General features: G+C 63.7%; 15 protein-coding genes. 8 read left to right on the plus strand and 7 right to left on the minus strand.

Annotation, left to right across the window (positions count from 1 at the left end; translation table 11 throughout):
* Nucleotides 1-181: 181 nt before the first annotated feature.
* Complete coding sequence (gene rpe / locus S4A8_RS11975; protein WP_353220315.1) at nucleotides 182-868, minus strand: ribulose-phosphate 3-epimerase; 687 nt, start codon at nucleotides 866-868, stop codon at nucleotides 182-184.
* Between the two features lie 70 nt (nucleotides 869-938).
* Between rpe and S4A8_RS11980 the strand changes: the two genes are divergently transcribed.
* Together S4A8_RS11980 and S4A8_RS11985 are read left to right on the plus strand one after the other, a co-directional pair.
* Nucleotides 939-1,394: a CopD family protein gene (locus tag S4A8_RS11980; RefSeq protein WP_353176311.1), complete on the plus strand. Its 456-nt coding sequence runs from the start codon at nucleotides 939-941 to the stop codon at nucleotides 1,392-1,394.
* 73 nt (nucleotides 1,395-1,467) lie between these two features.
* Nucleotides 1,468-2,352, plus strand: coding sequence for a phosphoribosylaminoimidazolesuccinocarboxamide synthase (locus S4A8_RS11985; RefSeq protein WP_353176312.1), 885 nt, complete (start codon nucleotides 1,468-1,470; stop codon nucleotides 2,350-2,352).
* Between the two features lie 33 nt (nucleotides 2,353-2,385).
* On the opposite strand, the gene S4A8_RS11990 is transcribed toward S4A8_RS11985, so the two are convergent.
* The 4 genes from S4A8_RS11990 to S4A8_RS12005 all read right to left on the minus strand — a co-directional run bounded on the left by S4A8_RS11990 (nucleotide 2,386) and on the right by S4A8_RS12005 (nucleotide 6,337).
* Nucleotides 2,386-3,057 (minus strand): ankyrin repeat domain-containing protein, encoded by a 672-nt coding sequence (locus S4A8_RS11990; protein ID WP_353220316.1) that lies wholly within the window; start codon nucleotides 3,055-3,057, stop codon nucleotides 2,386-2,388.
* Between the two features lie 42 nt (nucleotides 3,058-3,099).
* Entirely contained in the window at nucleotides 3,100-3,966 is an 867-nt protein-coding gene (gene prpB, locus S4A8_RS11995) for a methylisocitrate lyase (RefSeq protein ID WP_353220317.1), read from the minus strand.
* Nucleotides 3,967-4,138: 172 nt separating this feature from the next.
* Complete coding sequence (locus S4A8_RS12000) at nucleotides 4,139-5,587, minus strand: aldehyde dehydrogenase family protein (RefSeq protein WP_353220318.1); 1,449 nt, start codon at nucleotides 5,585-5,587, stop codon at nucleotides 4,139-4,141.
* A 93-nt stretch (nucleotides 5,588-5,680) separates the two neighbouring features.
* Nucleotides 5,681-6,337 carry a TetR/AcrR family transcriptional regulator gene (locus S4A8_RS12005; protein ID WP_353176317.1) on the minus strand — a complete coding sequence of 219 codons (657 nt, stop codon included), beginning with the start codon at nucleotides 6,335-6,337 and terminating at the stop codon, nucleotides 5,681-5,683.
* A gap of 169 nt (nucleotides 6,338-6,506) precedes the next feature.
* Between S4A8_RS12005 and S4A8_RS12010 the strand changes: the two genes are divergently transcribed.
* The 5 genes from S4A8_RS12010 (at nucleotide 6,507) to S4A8_RS12030 (ending at nucleotide 10,171) form a co-directional block, all read left to right on the plus strand.
* On the plus strand, nucleotides 6,507-7,682 hold the full coding sequence (locus tag S4A8_RS12010) for an alkane 1-monooxygenase (RefSeq protein WP_502950739.1): 1,176 nt from the start codon (nucleotides 6,507-6,509) through the stop codon (nucleotides 7,680-7,682).
* Between the two features lie 128 nt (nucleotides 7,683-7,810).
* Nucleotides 7,811-7,978, plus strand: coding sequence for a rubredoxin (locus tag S4A8_RS12015; protein ID WP_037335711.1), 168 nt, complete (start codon nucleotides 7,811-7,813; stop codon nucleotides 7,976-7,978).
* 68 nt (nucleotides 7,979-8,046) lie between these two features.
* The gene (locus S4A8_RS12020; RefSeq protein WP_353220320.1) at nucleotides 8,047-9,201 is read left to right on the plus strand and encodes an NAD(P)/FAD-dependent oxidoreductase; all 1,155 of its coding nucleotides are present in this window, start codon (nucleotides 8,047-8,049) and stop codon (nucleotides 9,199-9,201) included.
* 3 nt (nucleotides 9,202-9,204) lie between these two features.
* Entirely contained in the window at nucleotides 9,205-9,897 is a 693-nt protein-coding gene (locus tag S4A8_RS12025) for a hypothetical protein (protein ID WP_353220321.1), read from the plus strand.
* A gap of 118 nt (nucleotides 9,898-10,015) precedes the next feature.
* On the plus strand, nucleotides 10,016-10,171 hold the full coding sequence (locus S4A8_RS12030; protein WP_353220322.1) for an AbrB/MazE/SpoVT family DNA-binding domain-containing protein: 156 nt from the start codon (nucleotides 10,016-10,018) through the stop codon (nucleotides 10,169-10,171).
* A 10-nt stretch (nucleotides 10,172-10,181) separates the two neighbouring features.
* Here the strand turns inward: S4A8_RS12030 and S4A8_RS12035 are convergent, their stop codons facing one another.
* The gene (locus S4A8_RS12035; protein ID WP_353220323.1) at nucleotides 10,182-11,315 is read right to left on the minus strand and encodes an FAD-dependent oxidoreductase; all 1,134 of its coding nucleotides are present in this window, start codon (nucleotides 11,313-11,315) and stop codon (nucleotides 10,182-10,184) included.
* 270 nt (nucleotides 11,316-11,585) lie between these two features.
* Here S4A8_RS12035 and S4A8_RS12040 point away from each other — a divergent pair, with 270 nt between their 5' ends.
* A complete protein-coding gene (locus S4A8_RS12040) occupies nucleotides 11,586-12,287 on the plus strand; it encodes a VIT1/CCC1 transporter family protein (RefSeq protein ID WP_353220324.1) in 702 nt (233 codons plus the stop codon).
* Between the two features lie 7 nt (nucleotides 12,288-12,294).
* Here the strand turns inward: S4A8_RS12040 and sixA are convergent, their stop codons facing one another.
* Nucleotides 12,295-12,804, minus strand: coding sequence for a phosphohistidine phosphatase SixA (gene sixA, locus S4A8_RS12045; protein WP_353220325.1), 510 nt, complete (start codon nucleotides 12,802-12,804; stop codon nucleotides 12,295-12,297).
* Between the last annotated feature and the right edge of the window lie 16 nt (nucleotides 12,805-12,820).

A 12,820-nucleotide genomic window follows, 5' to 3' on the forward strand; every position in this document is an offset into this window, starting at 1 on the left:
CCGCAGACGAACGCGAGGCGCGCCAATGCTGGCGCCTTGCATCGGTGCATTAGCGCCGCTTAATCCAACAAGGAACTCGACCCGCAAAGCCGAGCGGACGTACGACTATGAACCGATGCCGGTGGCGGCTCTGTGTTGGCTTACGGCCTTCGGGTTAAGCGAACCTGCTCAAGGATCACCGCTAGTCCAGCTCGGCCCGCATGTCGGCGATGACCTTGGCGTAATCGGGCTGGCCGAAGATCGCCGAGCCGGCCACGAAGGTATCGGCACCGGCGTCGGCCACGCGCTTGATGTTGTCGGTCTTGATGCCGCCGTCGACTTCCAGGCGGATATCGCGGCCCGATGCGTCGATGATCTCGCGCGCTTCGGCGATCTTGCCGATGGCTTCCTCGATGAACTTCTGGCCGCCAAAGCCCGGGTTGACCGACATGATGAGCACGATATCGACCTTATCGAGTACGTATTTCAGCCATTCCAGCGGGGTGGCCGGGTTGAACACCAGCCCGGTCTTGCAGCCGGCATCGCGGGCCAGCTGCAGGCTGCGATCGACATGTTCGCTGGCTTCCGGATGGAAGGTGATCGACGTCGCGCCGGCCTCGGCGAACGCGCTGATCATGGCGTCGACGGGTTTGACCATCAGATGCACGTCGATCGGCACGTTCGGATGGGTGTTTTTCAAGCGCTTGGCCAGCGCGGCACCCACCGGCGGGCCGAAGGTGAGGTTCGGCACGTAGTGGTTGTCCATCACGTCGAAATGAATCCAGTCGGCGCCGGCCTCGATCACGGCCTCGCATTCGTCACCGAGCGCGGCCAGATCGGCAGCAAGAATCGAAGGGGCGATAAGCGGCGCGCGCGTGGAACGGGGCATGGGTCAAAACCGTGGATCGAATAGCGGCGCTAGTTTACGCTTTGCGGATTGTCTGTGTCAGTGAGCTTGAATGAGCGTTCTTATCGCGTTGCACGCGCTCGCCGCCGTGATCTGGGTGGGCGGGCTGTTCTTTCTGGTGGGTATTCTGCGTCCGGCCGCATCGTCGGTACCCCTGGCCGAACGCCTGCCGCTGCTGTCCACCGCGATGGGGCGTTTCTTTCTGTGGGTGTGGATTGCGATCATCGTGTTGCTGGTCACCGGTAACACCATGATTTTCATGCTCGGGGGCATGGGCGGCGTGCCGCTGTATATCCATCTCATGCAGGCGCTGGGCTGGGCCATGTTTTTGCTGTTCGGGCATATGTTCTTTTCGCCCTGGCGCCGGGTGCGCGTGGCGTTGTCGGCGGGCGCCCTGGCCGATGCCAGCCGCGCGATGGGCCAGCTGCGTCTGTTCGCCGCCATCAACCTGGCGATCGGCCTGATCGTGGTGGTGATCGCCACGGGCGGGCGCTACTGGGTCGGCTGAGGCCGGGTTTTCGCGGCCCGCGCTGATAGAATCGCGCGGGTCATCCATCGAACGCCGTCGCGGCCCAAGCGTCATGCCCGAAACCCTATTCGAATCCGATCTGCACAGCGTGCCGCTGCTCATGCGCGGCAAGGTGCGCGATGTCTATGCCGTGGGCGACGAGCATCTGCTGATCGTGGCCACGGATCGGCTGTCGGCCTTCGATGTCATCCTGCCCGATCCGATCCCCGGCAAGGGTGAGGTACTCACCGCCGTTTCCAATTTCTGGTTCGATCGGTTCGCCGGCCATATCGCCAATCATCGTGCCGAGAGGCCGTTGACCGATGTCCTCACCGACGCCGAAATCGCCCAGGTCGGCACGCGGGCGATGCTGGTCAAGCGCCTCGATGCCTTGCCGGTGGAAGCCGTGGCCCGCGGTTATATCATCGGCTCCGGCTGGAAGGATTATCAGGCGACCGGCACGGTGTCCGGCATCGAGCTGCCGGCCGGTCTGGCGCAGGCACAACAGCTGCCCGAGCCGATCTTCACCCCGTCGACGAAGGCCGAGGCCGGCGCACACGACGAGGCGATCGATTTCGACGCGGTGGTAGCACTGATCGGTGCCGAGCGTGCTGCCGCGGTACGCGACGCGACCCTGTCGATCTATACGGACGCGGCGGCCTATGCCCGCGAGCGCGGCATCATCATCGCCGATACCAAGTTCGAGTTCGGTGTGGATGCCGCCGGCGAACTGGTGCTTATCGACGAAGTGCTCACCCCGGATTCCTCACGCTTCTGGCCGGTATCCGAATACGCCACCGGCATGAGCCCGCCGAGCTTCGACAAGCAGTATGTGCGCGATTATCTGGAAACGCTGGACTGGGACAAGACCGCCCCGGGCCCGCGTCTGCCGCAGCAGGTGATCGACAATACCGCGGCGAAGTACCGCGAAGCCCAGCAAAGGCTGACTGGGAGCTAGCCGCCGGTCGACATTGGCGGCGTTCGGGCCGGTTTAAGCCGCGTCGGCGCGTTTGGCGTCGGCCGGCTTGGCCTTGGGCGCGTCGTTGGCGCTGGCCTGGCGGGTGAGTTCGCTATCGAGCATGCCGATGATGCGGTTGCGATCGATGCGCTGGTCCTTGAGCGCGAGGAAATAGGCATAGCCCATCGCCCGCGTGTCGTTCTTGCCGGCGCGCTGTTGCAGGTCGGCGCCGTGGTCGATCATGAAGCGCAGCATCTTCGGGTCGTTGCGCTGGATGGCATAGAACAGCCCGGTGAGCTGCTCGCCGTCTTCACGCGGGTCGGCGGCGTTGATATCCAGACCGTGCGCGAGATAGAAATCGGCACAGCCGTAAGGGTCGTCGAGGCGCGCTTCGCGTTCGAAGATATAGACCAGCCCGCCGGCGTCGCGCAGTTCGGGCACATCGGCCTCGCGCTCGGCGACCTGATCGAAGTCGCGCTCACAGAAACCGGGTTCCTGTGCCGGCTTTTCAGCCGAGGCCTGCGCTGTCTCGCTGTCTTTTGCGCCGGTCGCGGCAGCGTCATCCGTAACGAGCGCGGCCTGATCGGACTGCGCCTCGGCGCGATCGGCATCGGGGGTGAGATAGCCCGGCCCGCCGGCCAGCCAGAAGATGAGCAGGCCCAGAAAGATCGCAACGATAAGCGTGATGAAGAATATAGGTCTCACAGGCGTGTCCTCGGTGGCTGGAACGGCGGTGGCCGGTGTGGATCAGTTCTTTTGGTCGCCGAACAGGGCGTCGAGCTTGTCTTCGTATTCGTGATAGCCCAGATGCTCGTAAAGTTCGCTGCGTGTCTGCATGCGATCGACCACGTGCTTCTGGGTGCCATCGGTCCGAATCGCGCCATAGACATCGAGCGCGGCATTGGCCATCGCCCGCGAGGCCGATAGCGGGTACAACACCATACCCACGCCCTGATCGCCCAGTTCGGTGGTGGTATAGAGTTCGGTCTGGCCGAATTCGGTGATATTGGCCAGTACCGGCACGCCCAGCTCGGTGAAGCGCTTGTACATGCTCAGGTCGGTCATCGCCTCGGCGAAGATGAAATCGGCACCGGCTTCCACACAGGCCGCAGCGCGCTCGACGGCCGAATCCAGGCCTTCCACGGCCAGCGCATCGGTACGCGCCATGATCAGCATTTCGTCGCGGGCATCGGCGGCCGCGGTCACGCGTTCGGCCATTTCTTCCTTGGAGACGATCGCCTTGCCGGGACGATGCCCGCAACGCTTGGCGGCAACCTGATCCTCGATATGCACACAGGCCGCGCCCGCCCCTTCGAAGAGCTTGACGGTGCGCGCGATATTGAAGGCGCTACCCCAGCCGGTATCGATATCCACCAGCAGTGGTACATCCGTGGCGTAGGTGATGCGGCGTACGTCTTCGAGTACGTCGTTCATGGTCGTCATGCCCAGATCCGGCAGGCCATAGGACCAGTTCGCGACGCCGCCGCCGGACAGATAGATCGCCTTGAAGCCGCTGTGTTCGGCCAGCATCGCGGAATAGGCGTTGATGGCCCCCACGATCTGGAGCGGGTGTTCGGTTTCGAGTGCGGAAAGAAAGCGTTGGGCTGCGGACATGATCGTCTACGGGTCGGGTTGAATGGCGGGCATCAGCTTAACGCAAGGCGGCCCTCGCGCGGGGCACGATTCTGACGCGCGACTGGCGATTCGCGCCGCGCGAACAATGCGTATCCCCGCGCACGCCGAGGCCTGCGCGAATGCCGCTTGGCCGGCTTCGACGCGCCGTAGATCAGCTCAACCAGCGTGTGGCGAACTTGATGAACCAGCGGGTGAAGCCCTTGTAGGGCGGCAGGAACAAAAAGCTTAGCGAAAAGCGTTCGCGTACCACCGCGCGTTCGTGGCTGAAGGCCTTGAAGCCGTAGTGGCCATGCGAATTGCCCAGCCCCGAATTGTTGACGCCGCCGAAGGGCAGGTTGGCGTGCAGAAACTGCACCATGGAATGATTCACACAGGAGCCGCCCGCGCTGGTGTTGGACAGCACCTTTTCGATGAAGTCGTTGTCGCGCGCGAACACATACAGCGCCAACGGTTTGGGCTTGGCGTTGATCTCGCCGATGATGCGATCGGTATCGGTGAAGGGGATGATCGGCAGCACCGGGCCAAAGATCTCTTCGTCGAGCACGCGCGCATCGCGATCGACATCGGTGAGCACGGTCGGGGCGATGAAATTGTCGTCGCTGGCCGGCACCCCGCCCATGGCCACTTGCGCGCCGCGCTCGGTGGCATCTTCGATCAGGCCCTTGACCCGGCCGTAGTGCTTGTCGTTGACGATCCGGCAGTAGTCGCGATTCGAAGCCATGTGCGACTGGTCGCCATAGAGTTTTTTCATGGCCTTGCCCATGGCCTCGATGAAGCTATCCACGATATCGGCATGGACATACATATAGTCCGGCGCGATACAGGTCTGGCCGTTGTTGGCGAACTTGCCCCAGGCCAGGTTCCTGGCGGCGTTGGCGATATCGGCGCTCTTGTCGACGATCACCGGCGATTTGCCGCCCAGCTCGAGCGTTACCGAGGTGAGGTTTTCGGCGGCCGCGCGCATTACGATCTTGCCGACCGCGGGCGAACCGGTGAAAAAGATATGGTCGAAATGCAGACCCAGCAGATGCTGCGAGGTCTGCACCGCGCCCTGAACCACCGCGACTTCATCCTCGTCGAAGATATCGCTGACGATGTCATCCATGAGCTGGGCGCAATGCGGGGTCAGCTCCGAGGGTTTGAGAATGACCGTATTGCCGGCCGCCAGCGCCGATACCAGTGGCCCGAAGCTCAGGTTGAGCGGATAGTTCCAGGGCGAAATGATCAGGCACACGCCCTTGGGTTCGTTACGCACCTCGGCCGAGGTGCCGAACATCAGTAGCGTCGGGCGCTTGCGTTCGGGCTTCATCCAGCCCTTGAGATGGCGGATGGCGTGATTGGCTTCCATCACCACCGGCAGGATTTCGGTGATATCGACTTCCGGGGCCGGCTTGGCGAAGTCCGCGTGGCAGGCCTCGTAGATCTGTTCGGTGCGATCGAACATCGCCTGGCGCAGACGCTTGATCTTGTCGATGCGCTCGGCCGCGGGCGAGGTGCGCAGGGACAGCGCCTTAGCCTGCTGGGCTGCGAGCAGCCGCTCGGTACGATTGGCATCGGCCTCTTCGGGCGCGGTCGCGATGTGGTCTACGGCAGTACTCATGGTGGGTTCCTCCTGGCTCGACGTCGATCGCGTCGAGGGTTATTCGCATGGCCCGATGTTATGTCAGTTTCGTGTCGAAGCGGCGAGCGGCGGTTACGAGGGCGTGGCCATATCCAGGCGTTGCGCGGCACGTTGGGCCAGTTCCGGTGCGCGGGCATGGGCCTGAAAGAAGATATGGGCGAGTACGCGCACCACGCGTCGATGATCCCGGGTGCTGCGATGGCCCAGCGGCAGCACGATGGCTTCGATCAGCGAAATGAACGCGCGTGCCATATCCCGTGTCGAGCCTTCCACCCCCAGCGCATCGGCGGCACGGGCCTCGTCGAGCACCTGTTCGATTGCGGCCACGGCCTCGGCTTCGAATGCCTGCTGCACGGTGGTCGCGGCATCGACGTCGGCCGTACTGGGCTTGAGCCAGTAACCGGCGATGCCCTCGGCCAGGCGCGGATCCTCGACCAGCTGCTCGAGGCCGGAAAACATCGCGAAGATCTGTTCCACCGGGTCGGTTTCATCAGCCACGGCGTCGAATACGTGGGCTTCGAAAATACCGATCAGCCGCTTCATGGCCTCGGCGTAGAGCGCCTGCTTGCTATCGAAATGCCAGTACAGGGCGGCTTTGGTCACCCCCGACTCCTTGGAAAGACGCGTCATCGAAACGCCGTCGTAGCCAAAACGACCGAACGCCCGAAACGCCGCCTCGCAAATGCGCTCGCGTGTTTCGCGTGGATCGCTGTCTGCCGGTCGTGCCATGGCCTGTCGTGATTATCGAATAGAGCCCGACCGTAGCACAGGCTATTGACTAACCGGTCGTTTAATTATTAGTGTTACATCGTGCAATGTAATAAACCGATCGGTCAGGCGTAAACCCGCGTGCTCGATCGGCCCGATGTCGCGAACGCGAGGAGATCGCATGAACACAATGACAATGGCCGAAGCGCGGGCCCATGACCGCAAGCGCTGGCTCTGGCCGATGGGCTTCGGGATCATCATCATCGTGGCCGCCACCGCGCTGACGGGCTGGTTCACGGGCATCACGCCGCTGATCTTCGCCGGGCCGATCGTGGTGTATATCGTCGTGCCGCTGCTCGATTTCTTTATCGGCAAGGACAGCAGCAATCCGCCCGAGCGGGTGATGGAAATCCTCGAGCATGATCCGTTCTATCGCTATTCCACCTACATTTACGTGCTGGTGCAGATGGGGCTGTTCATCGGCGCCTGTGCGATCGTGGGTACGCAGGACATGACGATCTGGCAGTGGCTGGGCTTCGTGACCACCATCGGCATGCTGTCGGGCATTTCCATCAACACTGCGCACGAACTCGGGCACAAGCGCACCTGGCTGGAAGGCTGGCTGGCCAAGATCGCGCTCGCACCGGTGGCCTATGGCCATTTCTATGTCGAGCACAACCGCGGCCATCATGCCCGCGTGGCCACCCCGGAAGATCCGGCCAGTGCACGCATGGGCGAATCCTTCTGGGCGTTTCTGCCGCGCACGGTCGTCGGCAGCCTGCGCTCGGCCTGGGAGATCGAAAAGACCACGCTGGCGCGCAAGGGCCGCGGCGTGTGGAGCGTGCATAACGAAGTGCTCCAGGCCTGGGGCATGACCGCGATGCTCTGGGGCGCGTTGATGCTGGCCTTCGGCATCGAACTGCTGCCGTTTCTGATCGTTCAGGCCATCCTCGGTGCCTCCCTGCTGGAGGCGGTCAACTATGCCGAGCACTACGGGCTGTTGCGCAAAAAACGCGCGGACGGGCGCTACGAGCGCTGCCAGCCGGAACATTCCTGGAACAACGATCACATCGTGACCAACATCTTCCTGTTCCATCTGCAGCGCCATTCCGACCACCATGCCCACCCGACGCGGCGCTATCAGTCGCTGCGCCATTTCGACGAGGCGCCGGAACTGCCCACCGGTTATGCCGGCATGATCGTGCTCGCCTACTTTCCGCCGCTTTGGTATCGGGTGATGGACAAGCGCGTACTGACGCATTACGACGGCGACCTGCGGCGCGCCAACCTGCAGCCGGGCCAGCGCGAGCGCCTGCTGGCCAAGTATCCGCCGCCGAGCACGCCTGCTGCCGATGTGTCTGCCTAGGGCGATTGCTGCGTAATCAACCAATCGCCGTCGTACGGCGGTTTTGGTAGCCTTGAGGTCCACCGAGCGGGTGCCGTGGCCACGGCACCCGAATTTGCTACAGCGCAATAGTTCATAAAGGACGTTAGATGAAAAAATGGCAATGCATTGTCTGTGGTTTCGAGTACGACGAAGCCGAGGGCATGCCGGACGAGGGGATCGAGCCGGGCACCAAGTGGGAAGACATTCCTGACGACTGGACCTGTCCCGACTGCGGCGCGCCCAAAGACGATTTCGAAATGATGGAAGTCGACTGATCCGCTTGGCACGTCGTCACCCATGGGCCGCTCGCCGGCCTGCTATTTGATCTCAACCGAGAGCACGCATGGATCCGATCATCATCGTCGGCACGGGGCTGGCCGGCTACGGCACGGCCCGCGAATTTCGCAAGCACGACAAGGAGCGTCCGCTGGTTCTGATCACCCGTGACGACGGCGCCAACTACTACAAGCCCGATCTGTCGGAAGCCCACGCCAAGGAGGCCGCGCCGGACGATCTGATCAAGAAAGACGCCGACGCCATGGCCGAAGAGCTGGACGCGACGATCCTGACCCATCGCCAGGTGGAATCCATTGATCGCGACAAGCGCCAGGTCGTACTTAATGGCGATACGCTGACCTATCACAAGCTCGTGCTCGCGTTTGGCGCCGATCCCATCGTGCTCAAGCTCGCCGGCGATGCCACCCAGTCGATCCACAAGGTCAACAACCTGTTCGACTACCGCAGCTTTCGTTCGAACCTGGGCGATGCCAAGCATGTAGCGATTCTCGGCGCGGGGCTGATCGGCTGCGAATTCGCCAACGATCTGATCAAGGCCGGCTACGAGGTTTCGATTGCCGATCCGGCCGACTGGCCGCTTTCGCAGCTGCTGCCCAAGGCCTGCGGTCAGGCGGTCGAATACGCGTTGACCCGTGCCGGCGTGCACTGGCACCTGGGCCATGCGGCCACCGGTGTGCATCACAGCAACAAGCACCTGCAGATCGTGCTCGATAACGATGAAAGTATCTATGCCGATGCGGTGCTGTCCGCGGTCGGCCTGCGCGCGGGCATCGAGCTGGCCGAAAAGGCCGGCCTCAAGATCGACAAGGGCATCGTGGTCGATCGCACGCTGGTCACCAGCGACCCCAACATCTACGCGCTGGGTGACTGTGCCGAAGTGGATGGCCAGTGGCGGCCCTATGTCGGCCCGCTCATGCAGTGTGCGCGTACGCTGGGCAAGACACTGGCCGGCGCCGAGGGCGACACGCCCGGGCAGGTCAAATACCCGACGCTGCCGATCATCGTGAAAACCCATGTCTGCCCGGTGGTCGTGTTGCCGCCGGTCGAAAGCGGCGGCCAGTGGGAAATCGAAGGCGATATGCCCGATTTCGAAGCCCGCTGCATGAGCGAGGACGGCCGGCTCATCGGCTTTGCGCTCACCGGCGAGGCCACCAACAAACGTCGCGACTACATCAAGGAAGCGCCGCCGCTGATGGCATAGTCCGTGGCAATCGGCCGCCCCACGGGGCTGGAAGATTTGCCCGGCTCGGGTGCCCCAGAGCCACACGGGCCGCCCGAGCCGCTCTTTCTGGCCGATTGGCTGGATCGTCAGCTTTCCGGCCGCGACGCGAAGGGGCGCCGCATACGAAAGATTCAGCGAATACCGTTCCACGGCGAGTGGGTGGCGATTGTTCTGAGCTTCGCGCTTCTTTTTGTTCTGGGCTTGCCGTATCGCTGGCTTGCGCGAATTGAGTTCATCGAAGTAGATCCGGCGCGGTCGACATTACAGCTTTGGTATCTACTGATTGCGCTCGCGATGGGCCTGCGTATTGGCTGGGTGCGACGGCTGCTTTTTGAATTGGAAGTGCGCCGCGACGAGCGGCGACGGACATGGCATCGGCTAATGGAGCGCAAGCTCGTTCGGAATTATTGTGGATACCGCAAGTACGTGAAACGCCGGTTGAATCTGTTCGGCGCGGTTATTTTAGCGGTCGTAGGGCGCGGTTTTTTTCGCCTTCACTGGTCCGCATTCATCGCAGACATGACATATATCTGGAATGGTGTTGTCGAACCGAGCCTTGACGGCTTCCCCGCTGCGATTGGCAAACCAGATGTTTTGTTTGCGGTGCTTGTCGTATACGGGGTTGATTGGATCGTGTTTTTTACACACCTGTTCTTGCGCAAACCGACCGTTTAGAGCGCCTTCAAACGTCGGCGTTTTGTTTCGGATCGTTGCTGCTCGGCTAGTATTTTTACGCGGCTGTCGGCCTCCCTATCTGGCTATACGCTGGGTAGATCCAGCGGATGTGCAGTCCATGGAACGCGGCGCTGTATTCAAGCGTAATCGCAGCCACGCGGTGCGCCGGCCCAAGGTCGCGCCCGGCGCCGAGGCTTGGGAAAGCGGGTTCGAGCGACGTGGCGTCAGTGACGATTTCATGCGCCAGCGCGATCAGCCGGCCGCATGGAAATAAGACGCCCCGGCTACGCTGCGTTTCGCGCGCCGCGCTTTGCGAGCGCTGCCAGCCGCGTACCCGCCAGGCGTGCGCCCTTGATATTGCCCGCCATCGGCCCGAGCTGAAGACTGGCCGGACGGCCGAGCAGATGCAGACCCGGGACGGCTTCAAGATCGTCGTTGATAAAGACATGGCCGTCGCGATCGCAGCGTAGATCCAGCGCATCGATGGTGGCGCCGAGCAGGCTGTCGGGGCGGGCATGTTGTTCGAAGCCGGTTGCCAGAATCACCCGATCGGCATCGATACGCCGGCCGTCGTCGAACACCAGTCCGTTGTCATCCTTCGATACGACGTGGCCGCGGCGCCAGGCGATATCGCCGGCGGCCAACGCGGCGGTCATACGTGCAAAGACATCTGGCGGCAGCGTGCCGGGCTGGCGCGCCTCGGCGAGCAGGGCAGTGCGGTCTTCGATGGGTGTTTCGGTAAAGGGTGTCAGACAGCGCGGGCCGGCATAGCAGGGGTCGCTATCGAAATCGGCCCGCCGCGGTGGCGACCGCGTGACCCAGCACACGGCATGGTCGTGTTCGTGCAGGCGCAACGCCAGTTGCGCGCCGGTGATGCCGCCGCCGACCACGGCGATACGCGCGGCCTTGGACGCGTTCATATCGAAGTCGGCGTCGTAGACGTGTTCGCAGCCCGCCGCCCAACGCGGCCGATACGGCGCGTTCGGCCCGAGCGCGAGCACGAGCCGCGCGGTGTCGTATTCGTCGCGGCCCGTCGTGTGGACGCGCCAGCCGTGGGCCTGAGGTACGACCCGATCGGCGGTATCGTCGATACGCGTAAGCCCGGCGAGGGCCTGTTCGGCATGGGCTTCGAACAGGGCCCGCGAGGGACGACGGTAATAGCCGAGTTCGTCGGCGCCGTCGAAACCGTGGGCCTGGGCAAAACGTCGCAGGCCGTGGGCACGCGCGCCCAGATGGTGGGCATTGGAGGAACGCAGGTAATGCATGCCGCAGGCGCCAGCCCGTTCGCGCCAGGCCGCCAGCGCGGGCATCGGGTCGACAATCGCTAGCCGTGCAGCGGGCACGGCGGCGGCGATCGACGCGGCGGCAAAACGCCCGTGCGGGCCGCCGCCGATGATGAGCCAGTCGTAATCGGTCATGGCATGCGTCAGAAGGCCTGCAGCGGATGGCGATCGGGTCAGGGGTTCGCCTGACCCGACGATAGGGGCGATCCTAGCATTCGCCAATGCACCGCTGCGGGCCGACAGCAACCGCGCCGTCGATGCCGGTCCCCGCCGGTATCGCCGGCCTGGGTCGACGTCGTTCCGGCGTCGCGAGGGAGTGATAATCAGAATCAGAACGGCTCAAACATCGCACAAATTGCTGTGATACAACGCCGATCGGAAGCGATATGAACGAGGACGACCGGTATGTCGGCGCAACGCCATCATCACGAGCATCACAACAGCCATCGGCTGGGCTGGCTGCGCGCCTCGGTGCTCGGCGCGAACGACGGCATCGTGTCGGTCGCCAGCCTGGTGCTTGGCGTGGCCGCCAGCCAGGCCGATGCCCATAGTGTGCTGCTGGCCGGCATCGCCGGGCTGGTCGCCGGGGCATTGTCGATGGCGGCCGGTGAATATGTCTCGGTGAGTTCGCAGGCCGATACCGAGCAGGCCGATCTGGCGATGGAAGAACGCGAGATTGAGCGCCACCCGGCAGCCGAACAGGCCGAGCTCAAACGCATCTATATCGAACGCGGTCTCGACGAACCGCTGGCCGATCAGGTCGCTGTCAAGCTCATGCAACACGACGCGCTCGGGGCCCATGCGCGCGACGAACTGGGGCTGTCCGAGATCACCGCAGCGCGCCCGCTACAGGCCGCATTCGCATCGGCTGGCGCCTTCGCGGCCGGCGCGGCGGTGCCGTTGATTGTCGTGCTGCTCGTGAGCCGGTCGGCGGTGATCGGCGCGGTGGCGGTCAGCGTGCTGCTGTCGTTGATGGCACTGGGCGCCCTGTCCGCCCGGGCCGGCGGCGCGCCCATGGGCAAGTCCGTGCTGCGGGTCACGCTCTGGGGCGCGATTGCGATGGGCGTGACCGCGGCCGCCGGGTTGGTGTTTGGCGTATCGGTCTAGCTTGCCGCTAGCCGAGCTTGCGCAGCTGGCGGGCGGTGAGCAGCCAGCGCAGTGTGCCGGTGCCGCCGTCGGGTGAGCCGGGGAATTCCAGCAGCGCCGCGCCGGCTTTCTTGAACGCCATCAGGCGATCGCGCCGGCGGGTGAGGCTCCACGACACCCAGGTGGCCAGATCCGGCTCGTGGCCGACCAGCACCAGCCGGCGGTCGCCGAAATGGGTATGCAGGTATTCGTCGAGCGCGGCCATATCCACCGGCGGGGCGAGCACTTCGGCTTCCTCGATGGTGGCATCGTCCAGATAACCGGTGAGGATCTCCGCGGTTTGTACGGCCCGCAGCAAGGGGCTGGTGACGATATTGTCGACGGCCAGGTCGTTGAGCGTGGCGCGCAGGCCGGCCGCGGCGGCGCGGGTACGGCGTGTGCCTTCCGGCGTGAGCGGGCGCTCCTCGTCGGACAGGCCCATGGCGTGGGCCTTGTCGGCGTCGAGGGCGATACCGTGGCGAATGACGATGATTTCCATGGCGCTATTGTCGCCT

The sequence above is a fragment of the Salinisphaera sp. S4-8 genome (assembly GCF_040361235.1).
GTDB lineage: Bacteria > Pseudomonadota > Gammaproteobacteria > Nevskiales > Salinisphaeraceae > Salinisphaera.

Excerpts from the sequence above, each read along its gene's own strand:
- S4A8_RS12030 (WP_353220322.1), top strand. The coding sequence starts at position 10,016 with ATGGAACGCGGCGCTGTATTCAAGCGTAATCGCAGCCACGCGGTGCGC.
- S4A8_RS12000 (WP_353220318.1), bottom strand. The coding sequence starts at position 5,587 with ATGAGTACTGCCGTAGACCACATCGCGACCGCGCCCGAAGAGGCCGAT.
- S4A8_RS12015 (WP_037335711.1), top strand. The coding sequence starts at position 7,811 with ATGAAAAAATGGCAATGCATTGTCTGTGGTTTCGAGTACGACGAAGCC.
- rpe (WP_353220315.1), bottom strand. The coding sequence starts at position 868 with ATGCCCCGTTCCACGCGCGCGCCGCTTATCGCCCCTTCGATTCTTGCT.
- S4A8_RS12035 (WP_353220323.1), bottom strand. The coding sequence starts at position 11,315 with ATGACCGATTACGACTGGCTCATCATCGGCGGCGGCCCGCACGGGCGT.
- sixA (WP_353220325.1), bottom strand. The coding sequence starts at position 12,804 with ATGGAAATCATCGTCATTCGCCACGGTATCGCCCTCGACGCCGACAAG.
- S4A8_RS12010 (WP_502950739.1), top strand. The coding sequence starts at position 6,507 with ATGACAATGGCCGAAGCGCGGGCCCATGACCGCAAGCGCTGGCTCTGG.
- prpB (WP_353220317.1), bottom strand. The coding sequence starts at position 3,966 with ATGTCCGCAGCCCAACGCTTTCTTTCCGCACTCGAAACCGAACACCCG.
- S4A8_RS11980 (WP_353176311.1), top strand. The coding sequence starts at position 939 with ATGAGCGTTCTTATCGCGTTGCACGCGCTCGCCGCCGTGATCTGGGTG.
- S4A8_RS12040 (WP_353220324.1), top strand. The coding sequence starts at position 11,586 with ATGTCGGCGCAACGCCATCATCACGAGCATCACAACAGCCATCGGCTG.
- S4A8_RS11985 (WP_353176312.1), top strand. The coding sequence starts at position 1,468 with ATGCCCGAAACCCTATTCGAATCCGATCTGCACAGCGTGCCGCTGCTC.
- S4A8_RS12020 (WP_353220320.1), top strand. The coding sequence starts at position 8,047 with ATGGATCCGATCATCATCGTCGGCACGGGGCTGGCCGGCTACGGCACG.
- S4A8_RS12005 (WP_353176317.1), bottom strand. The coding sequence starts at position 6,337 with ATGGCACGACCGGCAGACAGCGATCCACGCGAAACACGCGAGCGCATT.